The organism is Polaromonas sp. CF318 (genome assembly GCF_000282655.1).
Classification (GTDB): domain Bacteria; phylum Pseudomonadota; class Gammaproteobacteria; order Burkholderiales; family Burkholderiaceae_C; genus Polaromonas.
The window spans coordinates 23,758-49,875 of the sequence record NZ_AKIV01000063.1 but is presented as its reverse complement, the minus strand read 5'-3'; the positions used below and the strand labels follow the sequence as shown (position 1 = coordinate 49,875).

Genomic DNA, 26,118 nt, shown 5'->3' with positions numbered 1-26,118 from the left:
ATTTTATTTGCAAATATCTTCAATTGGCCGCTTGTTTATCTTGATTTTCAAAATCCATACAGTTCAAGACCTGACTTCCACCTTATCCCCACTTTGAGGAACATCCCATGAAAGCCATCGGCTACACCCAGGCCCACGCACTCAACACCGCCGGCCAAGCCGGCCTTGCCGACATCACCCTGCCCGACCCGACACCCACCGGCCACGACCTGCTGGTGGAGGTCAAGGCGATTTCCGTCAACCCGGTGGACACCAAGGTGCGCACGGGCGTCTCGCCCGCCCCGGGCCAGAACTACAAGGTGCTGGGCTATGACGCCAGCGGTGTCGTGCGCGCCGTGGGCCCGGACGTCACGCTGTTCAAGGCCGGCGACAAGGTCTGGTATGCGGGCTCCATCACGCGCGCCGGCACCAACAGCGAACTGCACCTGGTGGACGAGCACATCGTGGGCCGCATGCCGGCGTCGCTCGATTTCGCGCAGGCCGCCGCGCTGCCGCTGACCAGCATCACCGCCTGGGAGATGTTGTTCGACCGCCTCGGCCTGCAACCGGGCAAAAAGCCCACGCACAAAAAACTGCTGATCATCGGCGCATCCGGTGGCGTCGGCTCCATCATGACGCAACTGGCCGCGCGCCTGACCTCGCTGACCGTCATAGGCACGGCCTCACGGCCCGAAACCCAGGCCTGGGTGAAAGAACTGGGCGCCCACCACGTCATCGACCACAGCCAGCCGATTGCCGCGGAACTCAAACGCATAGGCATTCCCGAAGTCGACTATGTGGTGAGCCTCACGCAGACAGACTCGCACCTGGACCAGATCGTGGAGGCGCTGGCGCCCCAGGGCCACTTCGGCTTGATCGACGACCCAAAGAACGTGGACATGACCAAGTTCAAGCGCAAGAGCATTTCCATCCACTGGGAGTCGATGTTCACCCGCTCCATGTTCGGCACCGCCGACATGGTGGCGCAGCACCGGCTGCTGACCGAACTGGCGCAGCTCGTCGATGCGGGACTGGTCCGCACCACGCTGACCGAGCGCTTCGGCAGCATCAACGCCGCGAACCTGCGCCGTGCCCACGCCCTGATCGAATCGGGAAAATCGCGGGGCAAGATCGTGCTGGAAGGATGGCTTCAGGGTTAAAAACCCACCCTAGCCCAAGGTCTTGAACATCACAAATGCATCCACCAGCCCCAAGCGCAAATGCCGAAAAGCCCTCGGCAAGGTCGCCACGGTCTCGAACCCCAATCGCTGCCACAGGCGAACGGCCCGTTCGTTGGTCGACACCACGAGGTTGAACTGCATCGCGAGAAAACCCATGGCCAGCGCTTCGCGCTGCGAGTGTTCGCACATCGCCGATGCCAGGCCCTGGCCCTGGGCCTCGGGCGCGACCACATAACCGCAATTGCAGACATGCGCGCCCAGGCCGGGCTGGTTGGGCTTGATGAAATAGGTGCCCAGCACGGGACCGTCACCTTCGCGCACCACGTAAGTGGCGCGCGGCGCCTCCATCCATGCGGCGTGGATTTCGGCCTCGGTGCTTTGCGGCGAAAAGGCATAGGTGTCGCCGGCCTCGAAGGTGGCGCGCAGCAGCGGCCAGACGGCCGGCCAGTCGGCTTCCTCGCAGCGGCGTATCTGGATCTGCGTCATGGTTTGGGCGCATCCACCACTTCGGCCGCCGTGCGGAAGGCTTCGACCGCGGCGGGCAGGCCGCAGTAGATGCTGGCGTGCAGCAACACTTCCTGGAGCTGCTCTGGTGTCACGCCGTTGTTGAGCGCGCCGCGCACATGGCCTTTGAGTTCATGCGGCTTGCCCAGGGCGGTCAGCATGGCCACGGTGATCAGGCTGCGTGTCTTCAGGTCCAGCCCCGGGCGTTGCCACACATCACCCCAGGCATTGCGCGTGATGTAGTGCTGGATGGGCATGGAAAAATCGCTCGCCTTGCCGAAGGCATTGGCCACAAAGTCTTCGCCCATCACCTGCTTGCGGGTGGCCAGGCCTTTGTCGAAGTCGCTGGAAGATGTAGCGGTCACGTGAGCTCCTTGGAACAGTCTTAAAAGCCCAAGCGTAGTGGAAAACAAAAAAGCCCGCCCAGGCTTTCACCAGGGCGGGCAAGATCAATACAGATCAGGCAAGGTCGTAACGGTCCAGGTTCATGACCTTGTTCCAGGCGGCCACAAAGTCGCGCACGAACAGATCCCGTGCGTCGCTGGAGGCGTAGACCTCGGCGATGGCGCGCAGCTGGGAGTTGGAGCCGAAAACCAGGTCGTTCACGGTCGCCGTCCACTTGAGCTCACCGCTCGCGCGGTCGCGGCCTTCCAGCACGCCCGCGTCAGTCGCCGACTTCTGCCACTTGGTGCGCATGTCGAGCAGGTTCACGAAGAAGTCATTGCTCAAGGTGCCGGGCCGCTTGGTGAAAACACCGTGCGGCACCTGGCCGACGTTGGCATTGAGGGCGCGCATGCCGCCGACCAGCACCGTCATCTCGGGAGCGCTCAGCGTCATGAGGCTGGCCTTGTCCACCAGCAGTTCGGCCGCCCGCGCTTCCTGCCCCTTGCGGCCGTAGTTGCGGAAACCGTCCGCGGTCGGCTCCAGCACGGCAAAAGCCTGCACATCGGTCTGCTCCTGCGAAGCGTCCGTGCGCCCCGGCGAAAAAGGCACTTTCACATCATGCCCGGCCCGCTTGGCGGCCGCCTCGACGGCCGCGCAGCCGCCCAGAACAATCAAATCGGCCAGTGAAATCTTCTTGCCGCCGGACTGCGCAGCGTTAAATTCGGCCTGGACCTTCTCCAGCACCTTCAGCACTTTCGCGAGTTCGGCCGGCTGGTTGACTTCCCAGTCCTTTTGCGGCGCGAGGCGAATGCGCGCGCCGTTGGCGCCGCCGCGCTTGTCGCTGCCGCGGAATGTCGCGGCGGATGCCCAGGCCGTCGTGACCAGTTGGGCGATGGAAAGCCCGGATGCGAGCAGCGTGGCCTTCAGCGCGGCAATGTCGTTTTCCCCGACCAGTTCATGGTCGACCGAGGGAACCGGGTCCTGCCACAGCAACTGCCCCTTGGGAACCAGCGGGCCCAGGTAGCGCGCGGCAGGCCCCATGTCCCGGTGCGTGAGCTTGTACCAGGCCTTGGCGAAAGTGTCCGCAAACTCCTGCGGGTTGGCCATGAAGCGCCGCGAGATTTTTTCGTAGGCCGGGTCCATGCGCATGGCCATGTCGGCCGTGGTCATCATGGGCGCATGGCGCTGCGCGGGATCATGGGCGTCCGGCACCACATTCGCCGCGGCGGGGTCTTTGGGCTTCCACTGGTGGGCGCCCGCGGGGCTCTTGGTCAGCTCCCACTCGTAGCCGAACAGGTTCTCGAAATAACCGTTGTCCCACTTGATGGGGTTGTTGGTCCAGGCGCCCTCGATGCCGCTGGTGATGGTGTGCACGCCATGGCCGCCGCCGAACTTGTTGGTCCAGCCAAAGCCCTGGTCTTCGATGCTGCCGCCCTCGGGCTCGGGGCCGACATATTTGCCCGGCTCGGCGGCACCGTGGGCTTTGCCGAAGGTATGACCGCCGGCGGTCAGTGCCACGGTCTCTTCGTCGTTCATGGCCATGCGGGCAAAGGTCTCGCGGATGTCGCGCGCCGAACCCAGGGGGTCCGGGTTGCCGTTCGGGCCTTCGGGGTTCACATAGATCAGCCCCATCTGGACGGCGCCCAGGGGGTTTTCGAGTTCGCGGTCACCGCTGTAGCGCTTGTCGCCCATCCACTCGGCTTCGGGTCCCCAATAAACTTCTTCCGGCTCCCAGGCGTCCGGGCGCCCGCCGGCAAAACCAAAGGTCTTCAGGCCCATGGAGTCCATGGCCACGGTGCCGGCCAGCACCATCAGGTCGGCCCAGGATATTTTGCGGCCGTACTTCTGCTTGATGGGCCACAGCAGGCGGCGCGCCTTGTCGAGGTTGCCGTTGTCGGGCCAGCTGTTCAGCGGTGCGAAGCGCTGCATGCCCGAACCCGCGCCGCCGCGGCCGTCGGCGATACGGTAGGTGCCCGCGCTGTGCCAGGCCATGCGGATGAAGAAGGGGCCGTAATGGCCGTAGTCCGCGGGCCACCAGTCCTGCGAATCGGTCATCAGCGCGTGAAGGTCCTTGACGACGGCATGCAGGTCCAGGGTCTTGAACTCCTCGGCGTAGTTGAAGGCCTCACCCATGGGGTCGGCCTTGGGGGAGTTCTGGTGAAGAATCTTGAGGTTGAGTTGCTCTGGCCACCAGCTGGCGTTGGTGGCAGCGCCGGCCAGTGCGTGTTTGCGGGCACCGCCCGAGAATGGGCAGGCGCTTTCGCCTTGTGTCGTGTGATCAGCCATGATGAGTTCCTTCGATGAATAGGGGGTGAAGCACAGTCTAGATTTCACAGCAAAATAATCAAAGACAATTAAAAATATTTATCTAATAGTTTTTCTTAATTACTTGCGTTTTGCACCCAGTCCACGTGGCAGGATGGGCCGTGTTGCCGTTACGCTTGAGCCGAGTCACTTATAACGCCTTTGAAGGAAACCCTCATGACCAAGCCCGCAACGCCAGGCGCAGCCCGCTACCCCGCTCCCGAACTCAAGGACCTGCCCGAGGACATCAAGGCCAAAGTCCTGGAAGTGCAGGAAAAGGCCGGCTTTGTGCCCAATGTGTTCCTGGCGCTGGCGCGCCGTCCCGCCGAGTGGCGCGCTTTTTTTGCCTACCACGATGCGTTGATGCTCAAGGAGGAAGGCTCCAACCCCGCCGGCACGCTGACCAAGGGCGAGCGCGAGATGATCGTCACCGCCACCAGCGCGGCCAACAACTGCCTTTATTGCGTGGTCGCGCATGGCGCCATCCTGCGGATTTATGAAAAGAAACCGCTGGTCGCCGACCAGGTGGCGGTCAACTACCGCAAGGCCGACATCACGCCGCGCCAGCGCGCCATGCTGGACTTCGCGATGAAGGTCTGCCTGCAGGCCGACCGGATTGAGGACGCCGACTTCGAGGCGCTGTACGGCCACGGCTTTGACGACGAAGACGCCTGGGACATCGCGGCCATCACGGCTTTCTTCGGCCTCTCCAACCGCATGGCCAGCTTCAGCAACATGCAGCCCAACCCCGAGTTCTACCTGATGGGCCGTGTGCCCAAACCACCCAAGCCAGCCTGACAACACGAGTTGAAAGGCGTATGGCAAAGCTCAATAATGCGCATCACCCGGCGTTCGCGCGGGGCTTGAATTGGACCAGGATTTCATGACCTCAACCGCTCCCCCCCTCGCTCCGGCCACACCCAACCCGGCATCGGCCAGCCCCTCGGGCCTGACCGTGCGCAAGCTCGAGATCGACCTGAGCCAGGGCTTTGACCGCCACTGGTACGGCGGCGACGCTTTCATGAGCCAGTACCACAACGCCCTGTCCATGAGCTTTCCGGTCGGCGAGCAGTCCTTTATCGACGCGGTGCGCGACTGCGCCAAACTGCTGCCCCAGACGCCCGAGCACGCCCTGCTGCACGAAGCGGTGGCGCAGTTCATAGGCCAGGAAGCCACGCACCGCCATATCCACGGGCTCTACAACGCGCACCTGGAAACCCAGGGCCTGGTCAACCGCTGGCAGCACTGGGCCACGGCGCGTATTGAGTATGCGAAAGAAAGAGGCGCGCAGCCCCTGCACTTCCTCGCGGTGACCGCCGCCTACGAGCACCTCACCGCGGTGCTGGCCGACTACCTGCTGCGCCACAACAACACGCTGGACAGCGCCGACCCGAGAATGCAGACGCTCTGGCGCTGGCACGCGGCCGAGGAGACCGAACACCGCGCTGTCGCCTACGACCTCTACCATGCCGTGCAGGGCAACTACGCCTGGCGCATACGCTGGTACATCTATGCGCTGCTGGTGTTCACCTTCGACTCAGGGCGGCAGACGGTGCTCAACCTGTGGCACGACGGCACACTGTTCAAGCCCGGCACCTGGTGGAGCGCAGCCAGATTCTTCTGGGGCCGCAAGGGCGCGATGTGGTACACCATAGGCCCGCTGCTGGCCTACTTCAGGCGCGATTTCCACCCGGACCAGGAAGCGTTTGCCGCGCCCGAGCAGCAGACGCGCGGCCTGGCCCGGCGCTGGTTCAAGGAGAACGGCGACAGGTTTCGCGTGGTGCGTTGAGCCGCCCTCTCAGTCCTCGACGATCTTGCGCATCCAGTCCGGCAGCGGCCGCGACTTCTGCGCGGGGAAATCCACCCAGATGGTGGTGGCGCCACCCGCGGCGCAGATCACGCCCGGCGCATCGCTGCGCTCCATGGTGGCCCAGCTTTCAAAGGTGCTGCGGCCCGGGTCGCTGACATACATCTTCATCAGCACGTCGCCCGGGTATTCGAGCTGCTTGTAGAAATTGCAAAAGGCGTTGACGATGACCGGGCCTTCTCCCCGCGGATCGGGCCGGCAGCCTATCGCGTACATCCAGTCAATGCGTATGGTTTCCAGGTAACGGAAGTAGCTGCCGTTGTTGAGGTGGCCCATGGCATCCATGTCGCCCCAGCGAATCGGGATGAGCATCTCATGGACCAGTTTTTTCTTCTCGGGGATTTCGATCTTCATGATGGACACCGCACCTAACGGTGCGCCCTGATGGAGGCAAGAATGCCCAGCGTGAACAGCACGCAGGCGGTGAGCTGCACCAGGGTGGGCCAGCGGCCGTCCCAGGCAAAGGAATACAGCAGCGCAAAAATCGTTTCGCTGACGATGAGCTGCCCGCACAGGCTGGCGCTGAGCCGCTGGCTGGCCATGTTCCACAAAATCGTGGCCAGCCAGGTCGAGCCCACGCCGGCCACCACGCACAGCAGCACAAAGGTTCCGAGGTCCGCGCGCGCGGCCAGCAGGCCGGCATCGGATCCGGCCGCCAGCCACATCAGCAGCGCACCCAGGCCGGTGGCCACGCCCAGCCAGTTGGCCCAGTCGGTGGCGTTGACTTCCGGATGCCGCTTGAGCCAGGCGGAGTTGAGGATCGCAAAAACCGTCCAGCACACCAGCGAGCCCACCACAAACAGCATGCCGCGCCAGAAATGCGCGGCCGCCCCCTCGCTGGCCTCGTGCGTGGAACCCATCATGAGCACCAGCCCGGCCAGCGTGAGCCCCAGCCCCGGCAGCAGCGCGGCCCAGCGCAGGCCCTGCGGTTTGCCCAGCAGCATGACCCAGATCGGGATGGTGCCTATGACCAGCGAGGGCACTTCGGTGCCCGCATCGCGTATGGCCAGCACCAGCAGCAGGTAGTAGCCGCTAAAGCCCAGGATGCTCATGAGCAGCGCGGCCCCCGCCTGTCGCAGCGTGGGCAGGCGGCGGCTGCGCAGCCCGGCCAGCATCACCAGCACGGCGACCACACCGTAAACGGCGAAGCGCCCGGCCGTGAGGTCTATCGAGGAATAAGCACCCGCGCCCATTTCGAGCATGCGCGGCGCCACAAACACCAGGCCCCACAGCGCGCCCGCCGCGAGCCCGGCCAGAATGCCGGTCAACATCTATCGGGCATCAGGCGGTGTGCGCGGTGGCGACCAGGCGCAAGCCGAGCAAGCCCATGGCACCGGCGGCCGTGCGGTCCACCACGGCCTTGCTGCGCAGATAGGCGGCGCGCGGCACCGACGAAGACAGCACCAGCGCCACCACGGCATACCAGCCGGTCTCCATCACCAGCACGCCGGCCAGCACCAGCATGGCGGCGGGCAAGGGAAATTGCGCGGGCAGCAGGGCCGCGAACACGCTGCTGTAGACCACCACGATCTTGGGGTTGCTCAGCTGCGTCACCAGCCCCTGGCGAAACGATTGCAGCACCGTGCGGCGCGCCGCGCCCTTGTCCTGGCCGGCCATCTCCAGCGGCTGGCGCGCGCCGCGCCAGATCTGAATGGCAATCCACATCAAATAGAGGCCGCCCAGGACCTTGAGCGCCATGTAGACGCCGGGCAAGGCGGCCAGCAGCGCCTGCAGCCCGGCCAGCGCCAGCGCGGCAAACACCAGCGCGCCCAGGCCCATGCCCAGCGCCGCGGCCAGGCCGTCGGCGCGCGAGCGCGACACCGCGATGCGCGCGACCTGCACAAAACTCGGGCCGGGACTGACCACGCCCGCGAGCAAGGCCAGGAAGATCAGGCCTATGGGGCCGAGGTAAGGCACTACGGAATCCATCATGTTGTTCTCCAGAAATTGATTGATATTGTGAGTATCAGGTTGCGGGTGGGTATTAAACCGGCCTGGAGCCGTTCACAAAACCCAGCGAAGCGGTCCTGGCTAGGCGCGTCGCCGCAGACAGTGCTGAAGGCACGGCAAGGCGACTGCAACAACGCCAGGAGGGTTTTGTGAGCGGCTCCTAAACGCCGAAGCCGTCGTCGGCGGCAATGACGGCGCCGTTGACGAAGTGGCTCTCGCCGCTGGCCAGCATCACCAGCAGCGCGTCCAGGTCCTGCGGCTTGCCGATGCGCTTGCGCGGCAGCATCTGCACCAGCTTCTTGCCCTGTTCGGTCTCCCAGTGGTGGTGGTTGATCTCGGTATCAATATAGCCGGGGCAGATCGCATTGACGTTGATGCCGAACTTGCCCCACTCCAGCGCCATGGCTTTGGTCATCTGCACCACGGCCGCCTTGCTCATGCAGTACACGCCGATCTGCGGCAGCACGCGCAGCCCGGCCATGGAGGCGATGTTGATGATGCGCCCGCCGGCATAGTTGCCGGGGCCGGCGCCGCGCGAGCGGGCCAGCATGCGCTTGCCGACTTCCTGCGCCACAAAAAAAGCGCCCTTCACATTGGTGTTGAAAATGAAGTCGTAGTCTTCCTCGCCCACGTCCTGGATGCGCTGCGTGGTGCTGACGCCCGAGTTGTTGACCAGGATGTCTATGGGGCCGACCTCGGTTTCGGCATGGGCCACGCCGGCCTTGATGCTGGCATGGTCGGTCACGTCGAGTTCGACCACATGCGCATCGCCGCCGGCCGCCTCGATCTGCGCGCGCAGGTCCTTGAGCTTGTCCAGCCTGCGGCTGGCCAGCACCACAGCCGCGCCGGCGCGGCTCAAGGTCGTGGCGAACTGGGCGCCCAGTCCACCGGAAGCGCCGGTCACGAGGGCGACACGCCCTGTCAGGTCAATGCTGTAAGCCATTAGAGGCTCCTCTCTCAATTTAAAGCACACAAAAGAGAACGACCGTTCGCATCGCTGCATTCGCGACATAAAATCCAACGCGAGACCGACAATCCTTCCTGAAAAATCATTATCAGCGAGTCCCCGATGAATACCCAAGAAATTCTGGCCCAGTTCGGCCCCCGTGAGGCGATGGAATACGACGTGGTCGTGGTGGGCGGTGGCCCCGGCGGCCTCGCCACCGCCATTCGCCTGAAGCAACTCGCGGCCGAAAAAGGCAAGGATATTTCCGTCGTGGTGCTGGAAAAAGGCTCGGAGCCCGGCGCCCACATTCTCTCGGGCGCGGTGATGGACCCGAAAGCGCTGACCGAGTTGCTGCCCGACTGGAAAGCCCAGGGCGCGCCGCTGAACCAGCCCGTCACCGCCGACGAGGTGCTGTTCCTCAGCGAAAAAAGCGCGGTCAAGACACCGGCCTTCTTTGTGCCGGACTGCTTTCACAACGAAGGCAACTACGTCATCAGCCTGGGCAATGTAGTGCGCTGGCTGGCGCAGCAGGCCGAGGGCCTGGGCGTTGAAATCTTCCCGGGCTTCGCGGCCGCTGAAGTCCTGTACAACGACGACGGCTCCGTCAAGGGTGTGGCCACCGGCAACCTGGGCATCGGCAAGGACGGCCAGCCCACCGACAACTTCCAGCTCGGCATGGAACTGCACGGCAAGTACACCGTGTTCGCCGAAGGCGCGCGCGGCCACCTGGGCCGCCAGCTCATCAACCGCTTCAAGCTCGATGAAGGCCGCGACCCGCAAGGCTACGCGCTCGGCGTGAAAGAGCTGTGGGAAATCGACCCGGCCAAACACAAGCCCGGCCTCGTGATCCACACCGCCGGCTGGCCCATGGACAGCCAGACCTACGGCGGCGGCTTTATGTACCACCTGGAGGACAACAAGGTCACGCTGGGCATGGTCACCGGCCTGGACTACAGCAACCCCTACCTCAGCCCCTTTGAAGAGATGCAGCGCTGGAAGACGCATCCCAGCATCAAGCAATACCTCGAAGGCGGCAAACGCATCAGCTACGGCGCACGCGCCATCACCGCGGGCGGCGCTTTAAGCCTGCCCAAGACCGTGTTCCCGGGTGGTGCGCTGATAGGCTGCGACGCCGGCTACCTCAACGCGGCGCGCATCAAGGGCAGCCACGCGGCCATCAAGTCCGGCATGCTCGCAGCCGAAGCCGCCTATGAGGCCGTCACCGCCGGCCGCCAGCACGACGAGCTGGCCGCCTACCCCGAGGCCTATGCCAAGAGCTGGCTCGCGCAGGAACTCAACCAGTCGCGTAACTTCAAGTCCTGGTTCAAGAAGGGCCTTTACGTCGGCGCCCTCATGACCGGCATCGAGCACTGGCTGCTGCCCAAGCTGGGCTTCAAGTCGCCGCCCTGGACCATCCACAACAGCATTCCCGACTACGCCAAGCTCAAGCCGGCGGCCGAGTGCACGCCCATCGTGTACCCCAAGCCCGACAACAAGATCACCTTCGACCGCCTGAGCTCGGTGTTTGTCTCCAACACCAACCACGAAGAACACCAGCCCGCGCACCTGACGCTGAAAGATGCCAGCGTGCCGGTCAACATCAACCTGGCCAAGTACGCCGGCCCCGAAAGCCGCTACTGCCCGGCCGGTGTCTACGAGTTCGTGAAGAACCCCGACAACAGCGACCGCTTGCAGATCAACGCGCAGAACTGCGTGCACTGCAAGACCTGCGACATCAAGGACCCGACGCAAAACATCGTCTGGGTCACGCCCGAAGGCGGCGGCGGGCCCAACTACGCGGGCATGTAAAAGCCGCCTCCCAAAAAGCCCGGATGCCTCCGGGCTTTTTTTATGGCCGCGCCGCATCGCGGCCTGCCCGGCCAAGTCGCATGCGCGCCACAACACGCGGCGCAAACCTTCGCAAGCTTTGTGACTTTCTGTCCGGCCCGGCACGCCGGCTCCTGCCGTGCACGCATGGTGCACACCCCGCCGGCAGGCGGTTTGTGCCTTCCATTCACAAGTGCTTACTGAACGATTCGACACGCTTTGAGGCCTGTGTCACACCATCCCACGCGGGCTCGCGGCTTACGCTGACACGCTTTCTCCCCTTGCCGCAAAGACACTGGAACTGTCCTTGATTCGGTATGTGGCCGCGCCAATTCACCGGCCGCCACACCGCCGTGTTCCCCTTTTTTGCCACATCCGTCCGCTGCCCGGCAGCTTTCCTAGCCCATTGATCCATGACAGAAAACACCCCCAGCGTACTGCTGACCGGCGGCGCCGGTTATATCGGAAGCCACACTTTTGTGGCCCTGGTGGAGGCCGGCTACCAACCGGTCATCCTCGATGATTTCTCAAACAGCCACCCCGCGGTGCTGGAACGGCTGGCGCAACTGACGGGCCGGCGCGTACCCTGCGAAAAAGGCAATGTGCTGGATACCGCCTTTGTGGCCGAGGTGCTGCGGCGCTACCGCTGCGTTGCCGCCGTGCACTTCGCCGGTTTCAAGGCCGTCGGTGAAAGCGTGCAGCAGCCCCTCATGTACTACCGCAACAACGTGAACGGCCTCGTGAGCCTGCTCGAGGCCATGGCTACCACCCCAGCCTGCCGGTCCGTGGTGTTTTCTTCCACCGCCACGGTCTACGGCAACCCGGCTAGCGTGCCGATTAACGAAGGCTTTCCCTGTGCGCCCGAAAGCCCTTATGCCCAAAGCAAGCTGATGTGTGAAAACATCCTGGCCTCGCTGCGCGTGTCGGACCCCTCCTGGCGCACCGGTGTGCTGCGCTACTTCAACCCGGTGGGCGCGCACCCCAGCGGCCTGATCGGCGAAGACCCGAACGGCATTCCCAACAACCTGATGCCTTTTGTGACCCAGGTGGCTGTAGGCAAGCGTGCGCGGCTGCAGGTCTTCGGCAGCGACTACGCGACGCCCGACGGCACCGGCGTGCGCGACTACCTGCATGTTTCCGACCTGGCCGACGGCCACGTGGCCGCCGTGCAAGCCCTGCTGGCCAAAGGCGACAGCTTTACCGTCAACCTGGGCACAGGCCAGGGCACCAGCGTGCTGGGCGTGGTGCGCGCCTTCGAACGCGCCAGCGGCCGGCCCATCCCGTTTGAATTCGCGCCGCGGCGCGCGGGCGACGTGGCGCAGTATTTCGCCGAGGTGTCGCTGGCTCGCGACCTTCTGGGCTGGCGCGCCACGCGCGGCATCGACGAGATGTGCAGCGACTCCTGGCACTGGCAGCAGCGCAACCCCGACGGCTACCGGACCCAGACGCCGGGCAGCACAGCCCTGCACATGCCGGCGCCTGTGCGCAATAGTCCGAACGGCCCCATGCGACCGGCGGTCAGCGCCTGATCCGTCTTGACACAAGGCCCACACCGGATGAGGACAGGACACATCTGCTTTCACCAGCACAAACCGGACCATGGGCCGTTCGGACTATTGCCGATTGCTGCACTGCACAACACACTCATCCCCTGCTTTGACAGAGGAGAAATTCATGCCTAAAGCTCTTATCACCGCCACTTTGCTGGCCGCCTGGATGGCCTCAGCATCGGCCTATTCCGATGCTTCCGACCAGCGACCGCGGCAGCCCCTGGCCAACAAGGCCGGCGCCGCCAAAACCACACCCATGAAACTGCAGGCCGGCGCCGACAGCGTCAAGGTGCGCGCGGTCTACAGCCCCGACATACGCCCGAATCCGCCACAAGCCTTCGCGGCCGACGATGAGGCGGACGCGGACCAGTCCGGCTGGCGCTCCTACGGCATGCTGCTGGCGACGCTGGTATTGATGGCCGTGATCGCCGTGCGGCGCTACAAGGCGGGAAGGCCCTGAGCATGAGCGGACTCGGCCGGCCCGGCGTCGCGGCGGTCAAATGGAGCGCGGCTTCCACGGTCGCCCGCTTTGCGCTGCAGCTGACGGCGCAAGTCGTCCTGGCGCGCACGCTGGGCCCGGAGATCTTCGGTATCTTCGCCATCGGCATGGTGGTGCTGACCTTCGCCACCTTTGTGTCCGGCTTCGGTTTCAGCTGGAGCCTGCTGCAGCGCGAGACCCTCAGCGACGAGGATGTGCGCTTTGCCTGGACCTGGCAGCTCATCGTGGGCCTGGCGACCACGCTGGCCGTCTACCTGCTGGCACCCTTGCTGGCAAGCTATTTCCGCGAGCCGCGCGCGCAGGCCGTCATTGAATGGCTGTCGCTGGCCTGCCTGCTGGGCGCGGCCGCCCAGCCGGCCACCTATCTGCTGCAGCGCGACCTCAACTTCCGCGCGGTGGGCCTGGTGCAGGTCGGCAGCTATGCGGCGGGTTATATCGCGGTGGGCCTGCCGATGGCGATGATGGGGCGCGGCGAGGCCTCGCTGGTGGCGGCCTGGCTGGTCCAGGTGGCCGTGCAGCTGGCGGCCAGTTACGCCCTCAAACCCCATGCGGTACGCCCCCTGCTCTGGTATGCCGATGCGCGCGCGGCCGTCGGCACCGGGCACACGGTGTTCTTCACCAACATCGTCAACTGGGTACTCAACAACCTGGACCGCGTGCTGATAGGGCGCCTGCTCAACGCGCAGTCCCTGGGCCTGTACAACGTGGCCTACAACCTGGCCACCATGCCCAACACCTTGCTGCTGGGCGCGCTGCAGCCGGCCTTCCTGGCGGCGGGCGCGCGCCTGCAGAACGACAAGCCCCGCCTGGGCCGCGCTTACCTGCAGATGCTCGCCACCATCGTGGTGCTGGGCCTGCCGGCCTTTGTGGCACTGGCCTTTGTCTCGCGCGACATCGTGCGCGTGCTTTACGGGCCGGCCTGGAGCGACGCGGCCTGGGTGCTGGGCACGCTGTTCCTGTGCATGCCGGCCTACGTCATCTGGGGCCTGTCGACGCCGGTGCTCTGGAACACCGGGCGCAAGCACTACGAGTGCCTGCTGCAGTTGCCTCTGCTGGCCATCGGCGCGCTGGGCTTTTACCTGCTGGCCGGCCGGGGCATCCATGTCGCCGCGGCCGTGGCCGGCGGGTTGCTGGTGCTGCGCGCGGCCGTTGTCGCCGCGGCAGCCTTTCGCGCGCTGGATCTGCGCGCCACGGCCCTGCTGCCGCACGCCTTGCGCGGCCTGTTGCTGAGCGCGCTCTGCGCCGTGGGGGCGCTGGGCGCGCAGCATGCCGTGGCGAGGTTTGACATGGCTCTGCTGTCGCTGGCGGCCGGCGCGCTGGCAGCCGGCCTGCTGCCTGGACTCCTGCTGCTGCTGCGGCCGCAGCTGCTGGGCCCGCACGCCTCCGACATGGTGATCCGCTTCGTGCCCGGCCTCGCGAATTTCCTGCGCCCCACGGCCGCGCCTGCTTCCGCCCTGCCCGCTGCGCTGGGCGAGCAGCGCCCCTGATCGAGGAGCCGTTCACCATGGACCAGCCCGTCGTCATTTCAGTCCTCGTCGCCGGCGCCATCCTGGCGGCGCTCATGGCGGCGCTGGGCATGGCGGGGGCGGTCCACGTGACCTCGCGCCGGGCGCACGGCTACATGCACTTCATCTTCTACGCCATCCTGCTCATGGTGGCCCTGGCCAACCTGCTCTCGGGGCGCGATCTTTCCAGCAGCAACATGAAGTTCGACGAAGTGGTCGTGGTTGTTCGCCATCCGCTGGTCTCGCTGATGCAGCCGCTGGCCTCGCTGCTGCTGCTCACGCTGGCCGGCGAACGCCTGATCACGCACTGGATACGCCGCGACAAGGCCGCGCAGGCGCCTTCCGCGCTGCTGGTAGCTTTCCTCACGTTCTGGCTCTGCACCGTGGCCGCGCCGGCCCTGCTGGGCGCCAACCCGCATGTCTCGCACGACTACGTGTACCCGCTGGTGATAGGCTTCGCAGCGGTGCTGGCCACCGCCACCGAACGCGACCTAGCCTTCGGCGCGGCGCGCAATGCCCTGCTGCTCTTTATCGCCGCCGGCTTGCTGCTGCTGCCCTTCAAGCCCAGCCTGGTGCTGGACGCCTCCTATACCCAGGGCCTGCTGCCCGGCGTGCCGCGGCTGGCGGGCCTGGCGCCGCACGCCGTGTCGCTGGGCATGCTGGCGCAGCTGGGCCTGCTGTGCCTGCTCGCGCGCCCCTTTCAGCGCGCCTGGCTCAACCGCGTGGCCTGGACCATGGGCCTGGGCGTGCTCTTCCTCGCGCAGTCCAAGACGGCGTGGATTTCGTTTGTGCTGTGCTCGGCCTGCATCCTGGCCGTGCGCCAGGGGCCGCGCTTCATGCGCCGCGTCGGCGACCCGGTGCGGCCCGAGTTCGGCATCGTCGCGCTGCTGGCCTTCATGGCCGCCGTCACGGGCCTGGCCGCCCTGCTGATGTTCGGCGAGGTCGACGCGCGGCTGAGCAGTTTCTTCGACAGTGCCCAGGGCGCGCAGCTGGCGTCCATGACGGGGCGCGACCAGATCTGGGCCATCGCCTATGACGAATGGCAGCGCAACCCGGTGTTCGGCTATGGGCCGACCCTGTGGGACGCGAGCTTTCGCGAAGCCATAGGCATGCCCAACGCGACCCACGCGCACAACCAGTTCATGGACACGCTGTCACGCTCGGGAAGCGTGGGCGCGGCCGCGCTGCTGCTGTATGCGCTGGTGCTGCTGGTGCTGTCCCTGCGTTATGCCCGCGCCAGCGGCGGCCTCACGCTGGCCTTGTTCGTGGCGCTGGCGCTGCGTGCCATCAGCGAAGTGCCGCTGCTGCTTTTCGGCTACGGCCCCGAACTCATTGCCCACGTGCTGCTGCTGATGGCGCTGGCCGCCGCCGGGCGCGAAGCCCGTGAACGCAAACGCAGCCTGGCCAAGGCACCGCCGGCCATGCCTCGCGCTCGCGCCGCGCCGGCCTTCGCCCGGGACACCCGAAATCCCAGAGACCCCAAAAACCCCCTGGCCGCCGCGCGGCTCCACTCATGAAGCCATGAAATTTTCCATCGTCATTCCGCTTTACAACAAGGCGCCCTATATCAGCGGCACCCTCGCGTCGGTGCTGGCGCAGACCTTCACCGACTTTGAAGTCATCGTGATCGACGACGGTTCCACCGACGGCGGCGCCGAACTCGTGAGCTTTATCACCGACCCGCGCGTGCGCCTGGTGCGCCAGGCCAACGCCGGTGTCTCGGCGGCGCGCAACCACGGCATCGCACTGGCGCGCGGCGAATGGGTGGCTTTTCTCGATGCCGACGACGGGCACCACCCGGACTACCTCGAGACACTGGCATGGGTGCAGGCGCGCTGCCCCGGCGCCGACACCGTGGCCACCGACTACCTGCCGGTGCCCGACACCCTGGACATGTGGCCGCCGCGCTGGCCCGAGATGCCGCGCGCGCCGGATATCGAGCTGATCACCGACCTGCCGCGGCGCTGGATGGCTTCGCCCACGCTGTGCACCAGCGCCGTCTCGGTGCGGCGCGCGCGGCTGCTGCGCCTGCAGCCCTGCTTTCCGCCCGGCGAGTCGCATGGCGAGGACCTGGACCTGTGGTTTCGCCTGGCGGAGCAGGCGCCGGTCGCGCTGGTCCACTCGCCGCTGATGGCCTACCGGCTTGCCGTCGAAGGCAGCCTCAGCAGCGGCCATGCGCCGCTGGCCATGCCGCCCTTCCTGCAGCGCATGGAGCAGCGTGCGCTGGCCGGCGCCATGCCGCCCGCTCGCCGCGGGTCCGCGCTATGGCTGGTGGCCCAGTACCAGCTCACGCTGGCGCGCCAGGCGCTGGCCGCCGGCAGCCGCCGCGAGGGCTGGGCCTGGCTGCTGAAGGCGCGCCGCGCGGCGGCCGGAAGACGCTGGTGGCTGACGGCGGCCATGGCGCTTTTCATGCCGGGCACGCTGGTCAGGAACTGGCAGCGCTGGCGCGTGCGCCGCACCGTGCACGCGGCGAGCCCCATGGAGGCGGGGTAAACCATGAACCCGATACCGTTTGGCAAGACGCCCGAAGCACCGCAGCCGGCACCGCCTGCCCCACCCGCTGCGCGCCCTTGCCGCGTCTCCGTGATCATCAAGGCGCTCAATGAGGAACGGCGCATAGAGGCGACCGTGGAAAGCGCGCTGCGCGCGGTCGCCGGTGTGGGCGGCGAGGTGATCCTCGCGGACTCGTACTCCAGCGACCGCACGGTGGAGCTGGCCAGCGCCTACCCGATACGCATCGTCCAGCTGGCCAACCCCGAGGAGCGCTGCTGCGGCGCGGGGCCGCAGCTGGGCTACCAGCATTCGCGCGGCGAGTTCGTCTACATCCTGGACGGGGACATGCAGATGCGCGAAGGCTTTCTGGAGCAGGCCCTGGCCTTCCTGGACGTGCATGCCGACGTGGCCGGCGTTGGCGGCCGCGTGGTGGAGCAGAACACCGAGAGCCTCGAGTACATGGCCCGTGGTGAACGCGCGTCGCCGCACCTGCAGCCCGGCCCGGTGGACAGGCTGGACGGCGGCGGCCTGTACCGGCGCAGCGCCATCGAGGCGGCCGGCTATTTTTCCGACCGCAACCTGCACAGCTATGAAGAATTCGACCTGGCGATACGGCTGCGTGCGCTGGGCTGGCGGCTGTGGCGCCTGCCTGTTGATGCGGCCAACCACTGGGGCCATGACGCGCCGCCCTACCGCCTGCTGGTGCGGCGCTGGCGCACACGCTACATCTGCGGCCTGGGCGAGCTGGTGCGCGCCGCCGTCGGCCAGCCGCGCCTGCCGCTGGCGCTGCAGGGCTTGCGCGAGCTGCGCCTTTACCTGGCGGTGCTGGGCTGGTGGGCGGTGCTGGCCAGCACCCCGCTGTGGCCGTTGCCGGCCAGCTTGCGCCTGGCATTGTTCTGCGCCATCGCCAGCGCGCCCGTGCTGCTGATGACCTGGCGCAAGCGTTCGGCCACCAAGGCGCTATATGCCGTGGTGTCCTGGTGCTTTAACGCCGCCGGCCTGCTGCGCGGCCTGCTGCGGCCGCAGCGCCCAGCGCGCGAGGCCATCGCCAGCCGTGTGCTCAAGGAACCGGCGCAGGAGGCCATCCCTTGAAGGGCGAGACACGGCAATTCACCGGCGTGCAGGTACTGCGCTTTGCCGCGGCCATGCTGGTCGTGGTCATGCACATTACCCAGGCGATTTCCATGCATATCAGCGGCACCGGGCCGCGCCATTATTGGGAGGCCGGCTCCGCCGGGGTGGACATCTTTTTTGTGATCAGCGGCTTTGTGATGGCCATGTCGACCGCCTCGCTGCCATCGGGCGGGCCCGCGCGCCCTTCGCAGTTGAGCGCCGCCTGGGTCTTCATGCGCCGGCGCCTCATCCGGATCGCCCCGCTCTACTGGTTTTACACCCTGCTCAAGGTGGCCCTGCTGCTGGCCATGCCGGCGCTGGCCGCGCGCTCCTCGGTGGAGCCCGGCCACCTCGCGGCCTCGCTGCTGTTCGTCCCCACCATGAGCCCCTGGGGCCTGGTGCAGCCCACGCTGCCGGTCGGCTGGACCCTGAACTTTGAAATGCTGTTTTATGCGGTGTTTGCCGTGGCCATTGCCCTGGGTGCGCCGCGCATACGCTTTTGCCTGGCGGCCTTTGGGCTGGTGTTCGCGGCCGGCTACCTGCTGCCGGACTCGGTGGCGCTGAATTTTTATGCGCAGACCCTTGTGTTCGAGTTCATCCTCGGCGTCTGCATCGCCCATGCCTATTTGCATTTCCGGCGCCCGGGGCCGCTGGCGGGCCTGGCCGTGATCGCGGCGGGCGCGCTGTACATGTTCGCGCCCGACTGGGGCCACTCGGCCGACCGCTTCGCCACCTGGGGCTGCGGTGCCGCGCTCATCGTGCTGGGCGCCGTCTGGCTGGAACCCTGGACCGTGCGCGCGCCGCTGGCTTCACGCCTGTCCTTCCTGGGTGATGCCTCGTATTCGATTTACCTGTCGCATACCTTTGTGGTGCCGGCCGGCGTGCAGGCGCTCAAGCGCCTGGGCGTGCAGGACAGCCTGGCCGTAGCGCTGGCCGTGGGCCTGGCCGTGGTGGTGGCGGGCTGCCTCTCCTATGTGTGGCTGGAACGGCCCATGACCGCCTTCTTCAAGCGCGCCCTGTTCGGCGCGCCCAAGCTCTCTTACCAAACTCCCGGAAAGTAATCTCCATGCGAAGTGAATCGCTGCCGCGCAGCGCCATCCGCGAACGCGAAGGCCGCTATATCTATATCGCCTGTCCCTGGACGCCCCTGGGCGGCGGCATGTTCAAGGTGGCCGACTACCTGATACAGGCCCAGGCGTCCTCGGCCGCCATCGCCTCGGCCGACGCGGCCGAGCTGCGGCCGCTGGACACGCGCGGCGGCGCCAACGCCCTGTACTCCTTCTGGGTGCTGGCCACGGCGCTGGCGCGCATCGCGCGCGGCCGCTTCAGCGGCCGGCTGGCCGGCGTGCATGTCAACATGGCCGAACGCCTGAGCCTGTTCCGCAAGGGTGCGGTCATCGCGGCCTGCCGCGCCCTGGGCGTGCCGGTGGTGCTGCACCTGCATGCCGCGCAGTTGCACCATTTCTACCGTTCGCTGCCGCGGCCGCTGCGGGCGCTGACGCGCTGGGTGTTCTCGCTGCCGGCCAGTGTCGTGGTGCTGGGCTCGGCCGCGCGGCGCTTTGTCACCGAAGAGCTGGGCGTGGCGCCGGATCGCGTGGACATCGTCATCAACGGCGTGCCCGAGCCCACCCATGCACGCCGCGCCGCCGGCGATACCACCATGCAGCGCGTGCTCTTCCTGGGCAACCTGTCGGAGCGCAAAGGCGTGTCCGACCTGCTGCAGGCACTGGCCCTGCCCGGCTTTGACACGGCTCACCTCGAAGTGACCCTGGCCGGCGGCGGTGACGTTCAGGCCTATGAAGCCAAGGCCAGGGAACTGGGCATAGACGGCTTTGTGCGGTTTGCCGGATGGTCTGACCAGCAGCAGGCGGCCCGGCTGATGGCGCGCACCGATGTGCTGGTCCTGCCCTCTTACGACGAAGGCCTGCCGCTGGTCATCCTGGAAGCGCTGGCCAACGGCGTCGCGGTGGTGTGCAGTCCCGTCGGCGAAATACCGTCTGTGCTCAACGACGGCGTCAACGCTTCATTTGTGCAACCCGGGGATGTCACCGGCATCGCGGCCGGCCTGCAGCGCGTGTTGCAGGATGGCGAATTGCGCGCAACGCTGGAGCGAAACGGCCGGGCGCTCTACGAACAGCAATTTTCCATCGCGCACTTCTTCAGCAGCGTGGCGCATATCCACCAGCGTGACTTCGGCGTGGCCGGGCGCCCTCTGCGCGCCGCCGCAGTTTCACAGGACGGCAAAGCATGATCCGGGACGCCGACAGCATTCCCAACGGCAGCCGGCTGGAAGCCGATGTCTGCGTGGTCGGCGGTGGCCCGGCTGGCATCGCGCTGGCGCTTTCGCTCAGCGACCAGGGCTATGCCGTGCTGCTGCTCGAGTCGGGCCGGCTGCAGGCGCATGCGCCCACGCAAGACCTGTATGAAGGCGAGGTGGCCGACGAACAGCTGCACAGCCCGCCCGGCAAATACCGGCAGCGACGGCTGGGGGGCTCCTCGGCGATCTGGGGCGGGCGCTGCATGCCTTTCGACCCCATCGACTTTGAAACCCGCGCCCATATCCCGCACAGCGGCTGGCCGATCTCGTATGAAGACCTGCTGCCCTGGTACCCGCGCGCCAACGCGCTGGCCGAGGCCGGGCGCTTCCTTTACGACGCAACCCAGGCATTGGAGCCGGGGACCGGCCCGCTGATTGCCGGCTTCGACAGTGAGCGCGTGCTCAGCAACGGGCTGGAGCGCTTTTCCTGCCCCACGCACTTCGGCAGCCGCTATGCCAGGCGGCTGGCGCTGGCGCCCACGCTGGAAGTACTGCTGGGCGCCAACTGCACCGCGCTGCGGCTGCAGGAGGACGGCCAGGCGCTGCGCGAGCTCGAGGTGCGCACGCTGGCCGGCACACAATTCACCGTCGCCGCGAAAAGCACCGTGCTGGCCGCGGGCGGCCTGGAGACCGCGCGGTTGCTGCTGGCCTCGCGCGATGTGGCACCGCAGGGCGTGGGCAATGCGCACGACGTGGTGGGGCGCTACTACATGTGCCACATCGCCGGCAATGTCGGCACGCTGACGGTGCACGGCCCCACAAGCGACGTGCGCCACGGCTATGAAATTTCGCCCGAAGGCATTTACTGCCGGCGCCGCCTCTCGGTCGCCGCCGGCGAGCAGCGGCGCCTGGGCCTGGCCAACGCGGTGGCGCGCCTGCACTTCCCGCGCATCACCGACCCGGCGCACCGCAGCGGCGTGCTGTCGGGCCTGTTCCTGGCGCGCAAGCTGATCAGCTATGAATACAGCAAACGTCTGAAAGACGGCGCGCCACCAACGGCCGGCGTCTATGCGCGCCATTTGCTCAACGTCATGGCCGACCCGCTGGACACCACGGCCTTCCTGTCGCACTGGTTGATGAAGCGCACGCTGGCCGAGCGCAAATTTCCCTCGGTGATCCTGCGCAACCGCAGCAACCGCTTCAGCCTCGAAGTGCACGGCGAGCAGATCCCCCAGGCCCACAGCCGGGTCATGCTGGCCGGCGGCGTCGACGCGCTGGGCATGCCCCGCCTGAAGGTCGACTGGCGCTACAGCCGCGCCGACATCGATTCCCTGGGCGCCAGCCTGGACGTGATGGCCGAGGAGTTCGCGCGCAGCGGCAAGGCCCGCTTCGACTACAAGCCCCACACCCTGGAAGAGGACCTGATGCGCTTCGGCGCCTACGGCGGCCATCACATCGGCACGGCGCGCATGGGCACGGACCCGCGCAGCAGCGTCGTCGACGCCGACTGCCGCGTGCATTCGGTGCGCAACCTGTTTGTCGCCGGCAGCGCGGTATTCCCGACCTCCAGCCAGGCCAACCCGACGCTGACGCTGATCGCGCTGTCGCTGCGGCTGGGCGACTTCCTGTCGCGGCAGCTGCGCGCCGAGCGCGCGCCCCTGCAGATGAAGGAGGCCGCATGAAAGTGCTGGTACTGGGCGCTTCCGGCCACATAGGCGCGCGCCTGCTCGAAATGCTGCAGGCCACGAATTGGGCCGCGGCCACGGGCGCGTCCAGGCGCAAAAAAAGCACCGCGAGCTGGCTGGAACTCGACAGCCGCGACCCGCGCCAGCTGGCCCAGGCCTTGAAGGGCTTTGACGCCGTGGTCAACTGCGTGGCAGGCGATGCGGCTTCGATCGCCGACGGCGCGCGCGCCCTGGTGCAGGCCGCGCTGCAGGCCGACTGCCCGCGCATCGTGCACCTGAGCACCATGTCGGTCTACGGACCCGCCGAGGGCAATGTGCGCGAGGACACGCCGCTGGACCCCACCCTGGGCTGGTACGGCCAGGCCAAATGCGAGGCCGAGGCCGCCATGCACGACTTCGTGCGGCACGGCGGCGAGGCGGTGATGCTGCGGCCCGGCTGCGTTTACGGCCCCGGCAGCCAGCTGTGGGTCGGCCGCATAGGCCGCTGGCTGCAGGCCGGGCGCCTGGGCGACCTGGGCATCGCGGGCGACGGCTGGGCCAACCTGGTCCATGTCGACGACGTCTGCCAGGCCCTGCTGCTGGCGCTGCGGCTGCCCGCAGCCCAGGGCAAGATACCGGTGTTCAACCTGGCGGCGCCCGACAGCCCGCGCTGGAACGATTATTTTGTGGACCTGGCCCTGGCGATCCAGGCAACGCCGGTGCGCCGCCTGGGCAGTCGCCGGCTGCAGCTCGATGCCTGGCTTTGCGGCCCGCCGCTCAAGGCGGCCGAGTTGGCCTTGAAGCGGCTGGGCAGCCACGGCATCAAACTGCCCGATGCCCTGCCGCCGGGCCTGCTGGGCCTGTGGTCGCAGCACATCCACCTGGACACGCAAGCGGCCACCGGCCGCCTCGGCGTGCAATGGACCCCGTATGCCGACGGCCTGCGCGATTCCGCCGCATGGTTTACTGCGCCCGCCGGCGCCGGCCAAACCACCCTGGACAAAATCATATGCACGCCCTGAAAGCCGACACCCACCGAAAATTCGGGTACACCGCCCCCCGGCTCGCGCTCAAGGGCGCACTGCTGGACCCGGCGTTTCGTGTTCTCGTGTGCCTGCGCCTGTGCCAGGCCGCGGATCAGCTCGCGCCCCACTGGCGCTGGCTGGCCGTGCCGCCCGCGCGAGTGCTTTACCGGCTGGTGAGCCAGTTGGCCGGCACGGAGATCCCCTGGCGCACGCAGATCGCGCCGGGACTGGCGCTCACGCACGGGCGCGGCATCGTCGTCAACGCCGGCGCGCGCATAGGCCGCAACGTCACGCTGTTCCATGGCGTCACGCTGGGCCAGCGCGACCATATCGACGCACAGGGCCGGCGGCACACGTTGTACCCGGTGATAGAGGACGAGGTCTGGATAGGCCCGCACGCCATCATCGTGGGCGGCGTCACCGTGGGCAAAGGCAGCCGCATTGCCGGAGGCGCCTATGTCTTCGAGGACGTGCCGCCCTATTGCGTGGTGCTGGGTAATCCGGGGCAGATCGTCAGGCGAGACTGCACGCCTGATGTGCAGAATCGTTATAGCGAGGAAGACATTCCCCTGGCCCAGGAGAACCATCCGGCCGCACGGGCCGATGCACATATCAACGCTGGTTAGAGTCGCTCACAAATCCGGTGAAGCGGTCTTCCGCAGACAGTGCATTTAGGGGCCGCTAATGTTGCCTATGCAAGATGCGTTACCTGTCATTTTTCTTAATCTGCGTAGATCTGCGAAATCTGTGGATAAGAAATTCATCCGCAGATTTCGCAGATTTACGCAGATTGAATACAGGGCATCTGTGGCTAAGGCTTTACCCATGGCGCCGCCGCAGACGGTGCTTGGCGTTCGCCGGCGCTGTTGATGCAAGATGCGTTGCCTGTCATTTTTCTTTATCTGTGTAAATCTGCGAAATCTGCGGATAAAAATTTATCTGCGGATGGGAATCAACGCCGGCCGGTGGACGCCAGCCGCAGCGCCCGCGTCAAAAACAGCGGGTTGCCGATCACATAGCGCTGAAACAGCCGGCGCGGCTCCAGCGCCAGGCGATACATCCACTCCACGCCAGCCTTGCGCATCCACAGCGGCGCGCGCGGCGTCTTGCCGCCCAGGAAATCGATGATGGCGCCGCCGCAGACGATCAGGCAGGGAAAGTCCAGCGCGGCGCGCAGCTGGGCCGCGACCTCTTCCTGCCGCGGCATGCCCATGCCCAGCACAATCAGCGCCGGCCGGTGCGTGGCCGCCAGCAGGCAATAGGTGCCCGTGTCGAGAAAGCCGTTGGCGCGTGTGAGCGTGCTGTGCGGTGCGAGTTCCTCGCGCACGCGCCGCGCGGCTCTTTCGAGCCAGGGCTCGCGCGTGCCGAACAGCGCGATGCCGCGGCCGTCGAAAGCCCGCACCAGCCGGGGGATCAGGTCGGTGCCGTTGAGGTTGAGGCCGGGCTCCATGCGCAGCAGCTTGAACAGGGTCGCCATGCCCGAGCCGTCCCTGAGCACCCTGTCGGCCGAGCGCATGGCCTCAAAAAACGGCGTCGACACCGCCATGGAATTCATTGCGTGTGCATTCGCGAAAGCCAGCACTGTCGGCACGCGGGGCTGGCTCAGCTCGGCCAGCAAGGCCTGGCCTTGGTCGGGGCTTTGCACGCGCTCGATTTTTGCCAGCAGCAGCGCCCAGCGCAAGCGCCAGTCGGAAGGATTGTCGGTGGAGGGATTCAGCATGGGTTTGCCCGTTTTCGGGTCTGCGGCATGAGAAAATCGGGCCCATGGCCAAAGCACTGTCCCTTGAAAATTTCCAGCGCAGCGTCCGCATTGCCGCGGCGCTGACGGTCGCCATGAGCGCCGCGGTGCTGTATGTGGGCGGCGCCCAGCCGGTGGCCGTGGGGTTGTTCCCCGCGCCCTGGGACAAGCTGGCCCACCTGCTGACGTTTGCCGTGGTCGGCATGGCCGCGGGCCTGGCCGGCGGCATGCGCGGCTGGCGCATGGCCCTCTCTTGCCTCGCGGGCGCACTGCTGGTCGGCGGCATGGACGAGCTGCACCAGATGTTCCTGCCGGGCCGCTCCGCGAGCTGGGCCGACCTGGCGGCCGACGCGGCGGGCGGATTGCTGGGCGCGGCGGTGCTGGCCGTGCTGCACCGCCTCTGGGGCGACCGCCTTACGCATCGACTCACGCATCGTTAAGCACCGAGCCCACCAGGGCCACGCCGAATTCGCGCAGGCTGTGCGTGAAGCGCGTCATCTGCGGCAGCGAGCTGGTGTTCTGCCGCGCCACCACCAGCGCGGCCCCCGCGCGCACCGCCACGGTATGGGCGTCGGCGCATTCGCTGGCGGGCGGCGTGTCGATGATGATGATGTCGAAGTCCTGGCCCAGCGCCTGCAGCAGCCTGGAAAATTCCTGCCGGCCCAGCAGTTCCTGCGGGTTCGGCGGAATCACGCCGGCCGGCAGCACCGACAAATCCTGCAGCGCCGCGACGCTGACGACGGCCTCCAGCCCGGCGCGGCCGGCCAGCATGTCCGACAGGCCCGCGCCCTTGCCGAGGTTGAACAGCAGGTGCTGGCGCGGCGCCCGCATGTCGGCATCGACCAGCAAGGTGCGCAGGCCCAGCTGCGAAAACACAATCGCCAGGTTGGCCGAGATGTAGCTGCGCCCTTCCCGGGAGCCGGCGCTCACGATGGCCAGCCCGCGGCGGTCCGGGCCGGTGTCGAACCAGCGCAGCATCAGCTGGCTGCGCAGCGCCCGCAGCTGCTCCACCGGCTGGCTGTTCGGATGGTGGGCCGCCACCAGTTCGCGGCTTAAGTTGCTTTCGCGGGCCAGGTAGGGATAGTCGAACTGCACCGACAGCGCATAGCGCACATCGTCATCGGTGAGCAGCCCCAGCGCCTTGCCGGAATCGCCGAAGCGCGCGCCGCGGTCCTTCTGGAAATGCACGATGCGCTCGGCATCCAGCGGCGAGAGCCGCCCGGCATCGACCAGGATGGCGCCTATGGAGCGGCCCGAGCCGGTGGCCGGCTTGCTGGGCACGGTCAGGGGAACGGGGCGGACCACCGTCTGGTTGTTGCTTCTGTTCATGTT

The 26,118-nt window shown here is 66.7% G+C and carries 25 protein-coding genes; 16 read left to right on the top strand and 9 right to left on the bottom strand.

The window, feature by feature from the left end; translation table 11 throughout:
• The first annotated feature begins 107 nt into the window (after positions 1 to 107).
• Positions 108 to 1,139, top strand: a complete 1,032-nt coding sequence (locus PMI15_RS11995; protein WP_007868787.1) for a zinc-binding alcohol dehydrogenase family protein — start codon at positions 108 to 110, stop codon at positions 1,137 to 1,139.
• Between the two features lie 9 nt (positions 1,140 to 1,148).
• On the opposite strand, the gene PMI15_RS11990 is transcribed toward PMI15_RS11995, so the two are convergent.
• From PMI15_RS11990 to katG, 3 genes are all read right to left on the bottom strand, one after another.
• Positions 1,149 to 1,646 (bottom strand): GNAT family N-acetyltransferase, encoded by a 498-nt coding sequence (locus PMI15_RS11990; protein WP_007868784.1) that lies wholly within the window; start codon positions 1,644 to 1,646, stop codon positions 1,149 to 1,151.
• The gene (locus tag PMI15_RS11985; protein ID WP_051001959.1) at positions 1,643 to 1,972 is read right to left on the bottom strand and encodes a carboxymuconolactone decarboxylase family protein; all 330 of its coding nucleotides are present in this window, start codon (positions 1,970 to 1,972) and stop codon (positions 1,643 to 1,645) included. Before PMI15_RS11985 ends, PMI15_RS11990 begins: the two co-directional genes overlap by 4 nt.
• A 151-nt stretch (positions 1,973 to 2,123) precedes the next feature.
• A complete protein-coding gene (katG, locus tag PMI15_RS11980) occupies positions 2,124 to 4,334 on the bottom strand; it encodes a catalase/peroxidase HPI (protein ID WP_007868778.1) in 2,211 nt (736 codons plus the stop codon).
• Positions 4,335 to 4,529: 195 nt separating this feature from the next.
• Between katG and PMI15_RS11975 the strand changes: the two genes are divergently transcribed.
• A complete protein-coding gene (locus tag PMI15_RS11975; RefSeq protein WP_007868776.1) occupies positions 4,530 to 5,150 on the top strand; it encodes a peroxidase-related enzyme in 621 nt (206 codons plus the stop codon).
• Positions 5,151 to 5,235: 85 nt separating this feature from the next.
• Positions 5,236 to 6,141 carry a metal-dependent hydrolase gene (locus PMI15_RS11970; protein ID WP_007868774.1) on the top strand — a complete coding sequence of 302 codons (906 nt, stop codon included), beginning with the start codon at positions 5,236 to 5,238 and terminating at the stop codon, positions 6,139 to 6,141.
• Positions 6,142 to 6,150: 9 nt separating this feature from the next.
• On the opposite strand, the gene PMI15_RS11965 is transcribed toward PMI15_RS11970, so the two are convergent.
• The 4 genes from PMI15_RS11965 to PMI15_RS11950 form a co-directional block, all read right to left on the bottom strand.
• On the bottom strand, positions 6,151 to 6,573 hold the full coding sequence (locus PMI15_RS11965) for a thioesterase family protein (RefSeq protein ID WP_007868772.1): 423 nt from the start codon (positions 6,571 to 6,573) through the stop codon (positions 6,151 to 6,153).
• A gap of 14 nt (positions 6,574 to 6,587) precedes the next feature.
• Entirely contained in the window at positions 6,588 to 7,490 is a 903-nt protein-coding gene (locus PMI15_RS11960; protein ID WP_007868770.1) for a DMT family transporter, read from the bottom strand.
• A 10-nt stretch (positions 7,491 to 7,500) separates the two neighbouring features.
• Complete coding sequence (locus tag PMI15_RS11955) at positions 7,501 to 8,151, bottom strand: LysE family translocator (protein WP_007868768.1); 651 nt, start codon at positions 8,149 to 8,151, stop codon at positions 7,501 to 7,503.
• A 178-nt stretch (positions 8,152 to 8,329) separates the two neighbouring features.
• Entirely contained in the window at positions 8,330 to 9,112 is a 783-nt protein-coding gene (locus tag PMI15_RS11950; protein WP_007868767.1) for an SDR family oxidoreductase, read from the bottom strand.
• Between the two features lie 126 nt (positions 9,113 to 9,238).
• Between PMI15_RS11950 and PMI15_RS11945 the strand changes: the two genes are divergently transcribed.
• The 12 genes from PMI15_RS11945 to PMI15_RS11890 all read left to right on the top strand — a co-directional run bounded on the left by PMI15_RS11945 (position 9,239) and on the right by PMI15_RS11890 (position 23,674).
• On the top strand, positions 9,239 to 10,924 hold the full coding sequence (locus PMI15_RS11945) for an electron transfer flavoprotein-ubiquinone oxidoreductase (protein ID WP_007868765.1): 1,686 nt from the start codon (positions 9,239 to 9,241) through the stop codon (positions 10,922 to 10,924).
• 431 nt (positions 10,925 to 11,355) lie between these two features.
• Positions 11,356 to 12,471 carry a UDP-glucose 4-epimerase GalE gene (gene galE / locus PMI15_RS11940; protein WP_007868763.1) on the top strand — a complete coding sequence of 372 codons (1,116 nt, stop codon included), beginning with the start codon at positions 11,356 to 11,358 and terminating at the stop codon, positions 12,469 to 12,471.
• Between the two features lie 145 nt (positions 12,472 to 12,616).
• A complete protein-coding gene (locus tag PMI15_RS11935) occupies positions 12,617 to 12,952 on the top strand; it encodes a hypothetical protein (protein ID WP_007868762.1) in 336 nt (111 codons plus the stop codon).
• Between the two features lie 2 nt (positions 12,953 to 12,954).
• Positions 12,955 to 14,478: a lipopolysaccharide biosynthesis protein gene (locus PMI15_RS11930; protein ID WP_007868761.1), complete on the top strand. Its 1,524-nt coding sequence runs from the start codon at positions 12,955 to 12,957 to the stop codon at positions 14,476 to 14,478.
• Positions 14,479 to 14,495: 17 nt separating this feature from the next.
• Positions 14,496 to 16,013 (top strand): O-antigen ligase, encoded by a 1,518-nt coding sequence (locus tag PMI15_RS11925; RefSeq protein WP_007868759.1) that lies wholly within the window; start codon positions 14,496 to 14,498, stop codon positions 16,011 to 16,013.
• A 4-nt stretch (positions 16,014 to 16,017) separates the two neighbouring features.
• Positions 16,018 to 16,989: a glycosyltransferase family 2 protein gene (locus tag PMI15_RS11920; protein ID WP_007868757.1), complete on the top strand. Its 972-nt coding sequence runs from the start codon at positions 16,018 to 16,020 to the stop codon at positions 16,987 to 16,989.
• Positions 16,990 to 16,992: 3 nt separating this feature from the next.
• The gene (locus PMI15_RS11915; RefSeq protein ID WP_007868755.1) at positions 16,993 to 18,081 is read left to right on the top strand and encodes a glycosyltransferase; all 1,089 of its coding nucleotides are present in this window, start codon (positions 16,993 to 16,995) and stop codon (positions 18,079 to 18,081) included.
• Positions 18,078 to 19,163 carry an acyltransferase gene (locus PMI15_RS11910; RefSeq protein WP_007868753.1) on the top strand — a complete coding sequence of 362 codons (1,086 nt, stop codon included), beginning with the start codon at positions 18,078 to 18,080 and terminating at the stop codon, positions 19,161 to 19,163. The genes PMI15_RS11915 and PMI15_RS11910 overlap by 4 nt, the downstream gene beginning before the upstream one ends.
• A gap of 5 nt (positions 19,164 to 19,168) precedes the next feature.
• On the top strand, positions 19,169 to 20,353 hold the full coding sequence (locus PMI15_RS24035) for a glycosyltransferase family 4 protein (protein WP_007868751.1): 1,185 nt from the start codon (positions 19,169 to 19,171) through the stop codon (positions 20,351 to 20,353).
• Positions 20,350 to 22,041, top strand: a complete 1,692-nt coding sequence (locus PMI15_RS11900; protein WP_007868748.1) for an FAD-dependent oxidoreductase — start codon at positions 20,350 to 20,352, stop codon at positions 22,039 to 22,041. The genes PMI15_RS24035 and PMI15_RS11900 overlap by 4 nt, the downstream gene beginning before the upstream one ends.
• Entirely contained in the window at positions 22,038 to 23,045 is a 1,008-nt protein-coding gene (locus tag PMI15_RS11895; protein ID WP_007868745.1) for an NAD(P)-dependent oxidoreductase, read from the top strand. Before PMI15_RS11900 ends, PMI15_RS11895 begins: the two co-directional genes overlap by 4 nt.
• Entirely contained in the window at positions 23,033 to 23,674 is a 642-nt protein-coding gene (locus PMI15_RS11890) for a serine O-acetyltransferase (protein WP_007868743.1), read from the top strand. Before PMI15_RS11895 ends, PMI15_RS11890 begins: the two co-directional genes overlap by 13 nt.
• Before the next feature lie 326 nt (positions 23,675 to 24,000).
• Here the strand turns inward: PMI15_RS11890 and PMI15_RS11885 are convergent, their stop codons facing one another.
• On the bottom strand, positions 24,001 to 24,768 hold the full coding sequence (locus PMI15_RS11885) for a WecB/TagA/CpsF family glycosyltransferase (protein ID WP_007868740.1): 768 nt from the start codon (positions 24,766 to 24,768) through the stop codon (positions 24,001 to 24,003).
• Between the two features lie 44 nt (positions 24,769 to 24,812).
• Between PMI15_RS11885 and PMI15_RS11880 the strand changes: the two genes are divergently transcribed.
• Positions 24,813 to 25,226, top strand: a complete 414-nt coding sequence (locus PMI15_RS11880) for a VanZ family protein (protein WP_007868737.1) — start codon at positions 24,813 to 24,815, stop codon at positions 25,224 to 25,226.
• Here PMI15_RS11880 and epsG read toward each other — a convergent pair.
• On the bottom strand, positions 25,213 to 26,115 hold the full coding sequence (epsG, locus tag PMI15_RS11875) for a chain length determinant protein tyrosine kinase EpsG (protein WP_051001958.1): 903 nt from the start codon (positions 26,113 to 26,115) through the stop codon (positions 25,213 to 25,215). The two genes, PMI15_RS11880 and epsG, sit on opposite strands and share 14 nt — an antisense overlap.
• Positions 26,116 to 26,118 lie beyond the last annotated feature (3 nt).

Bases quoted from the DNA above. Each gene is read 5' to 3' on its own strand.
- PMI15_RS11995 (WP_007868787.1), top strand. From the start codon at position 108: ATGAAAGCCATCGGCTACACCCAGGCCCACGCACTCAACACCGCCGGC.
- PMI15_RS11990 (WP_007868784.1), bottom strand. From the start codon at position 1,646: ATGACGCAGATCCAGATACGCCGCTGCGAGGAAGCCGACTGGCCGGCC.
- PMI15_RS11985 (WP_051001959.1), bottom strand. From the start codon at position 1,972: ATGGGCGAAGACTTTGTGGCCAATGCCTTCGGCAAGGCGAGCGATTTT.
- katG (WP_007868778.1), bottom strand. From the start codon at position 4,334: ATGGCTGATCACACGACACAAGGCGAAAGCGCCTGCCCATTCTCGGGC.
- PMI15_RS11975 (WP_007868776.1), top strand. From the start codon at position 4,530: ATGACCAAGCCCGCAACGCCAGGCGCAGCCCGCTACCCCGCTCCCGAA.
- PMI15_RS11970 (WP_007868774.1), top strand. From the start codon at position 5,236: ATGACCTCAACCGCTCCCCCCCTCGCTCCGGCCACACCCAACCCGGCA.
- PMI15_RS11965 (WP_007868772.1), bottom strand. From the start codon at position 6,573: ATGAAGATCGAAATCCCCGAGAAGAAAAAACTGGTCCATGAGATGCTC.
- PMI15_RS11960 (WP_007868770.1), bottom strand. From the start codon at position 7,490: ATGTTGACCGGCATTCTGGCCGGGCTCGCGGCGGGCGCGCTGTGGGGC.
- PMI15_RS11955 (WP_007868768.1), bottom strand. From the start codon at position 8,151: ATGATGGATTCCGTAGTGCCTTACCTCGGCCCCATAGGCCTGATCTTC.
- PMI15_RS11950 (WP_007868767.1), bottom strand. From the start codon at position 9,112: ATGGCTTACAGCATTGACCTGACAGGGCGTGTCGCCCTCGTGACCGGC.
- PMI15_RS11945 (WP_007868765.1), top strand. From the start codon at position 9,239: ATGAATACCCAAGAAATTCTGGCCCAGTTCGGCCCCCGTGAGGCGATG.
- galE (WP_007868763.1), top strand. From the start codon at position 11,356: ATGACAGAAAACACCCCCAGCGTACTGCTGACCGGCGGCGCCGGTTAT.
- PMI15_RS11935 (WP_007868762.1), top strand. From the start codon at position 12,617: ATGCCTAAAGCTCTTATCACCGCCACTTTGCTGGCCGCCTGGATGGCC.
- PMI15_RS11930 (WP_007868761.1), top strand. From the start codon at position 12,955: ATGAGCGGACTCGGCCGGCCCGGCGTCGCGGCGGTCAAATGGAGCGCG.
- PMI15_RS11925 (WP_007868759.1), top strand. From the start codon at position 14,496: ATGGACCAGCCCGTCGTCATTTCAGTCCTCGTCGCCGGCGCCATCCTG.
- PMI15_RS11920 (WP_007868757.1), top strand. From the start codon at position 16,018: ATGAAATTTTCCATCGTCATTCCGCTTTACAACAAGGCGCCCTATATC.
- PMI15_RS11915 (WP_007868755.1), top strand. From the start codon at position 16,993: ATGAACCCGATACCGTTTGGCAAGACGCCCGAAGCACCGCAGCCGGCA.
- PMI15_RS24035 (WP_007868751.1), top strand. From the start codon at position 19,169: ATGCGAAGTGAATCGCTGCCGCGCAGCGCCATCCGCGAACGCGAAGGC.
- PMI15_RS11900 (WP_007868748.1), top strand. From the start codon at position 20,350: ATGATCCGGGACGCCGACAGCATTCCCAACGGCAGCCGGCTGGAAGCC.
- PMI15_RS11895 (WP_007868745.1), top strand. From the start codon at position 22,038: ATGAAAGTGCTGGTACTGGGCGCTTCCGGCCACATAGGCGCGCGCCTG.
- PMI15_RS11890 (WP_007868743.1), top strand. From the start codon at position 23,033: ATGCACGCCCTGAAAGCCGACACCCACCGAAAATTCGGGTACACCGCC.
- PMI15_RS11885 (WP_007868740.1), bottom strand. From the start codon at position 24,768: ATGCTGAATCCCTCCACCGACAATCCTTCCGACTGGCGCTTGCGCTGG.
- PMI15_RS11880 (WP_007868737.1), top strand. From the start codon at position 24,813: ATGGCCAAAGCACTGTCCCTTGAAAATTTCCAGCGCAGCGTCCGCATT.
- epsG (WP_051001958.1), bottom strand. From the start codon at position 26,115: ATGAACAGAAGCAACAACCAGACGGTGGTCCGCCCCGTTCCCCTGACC.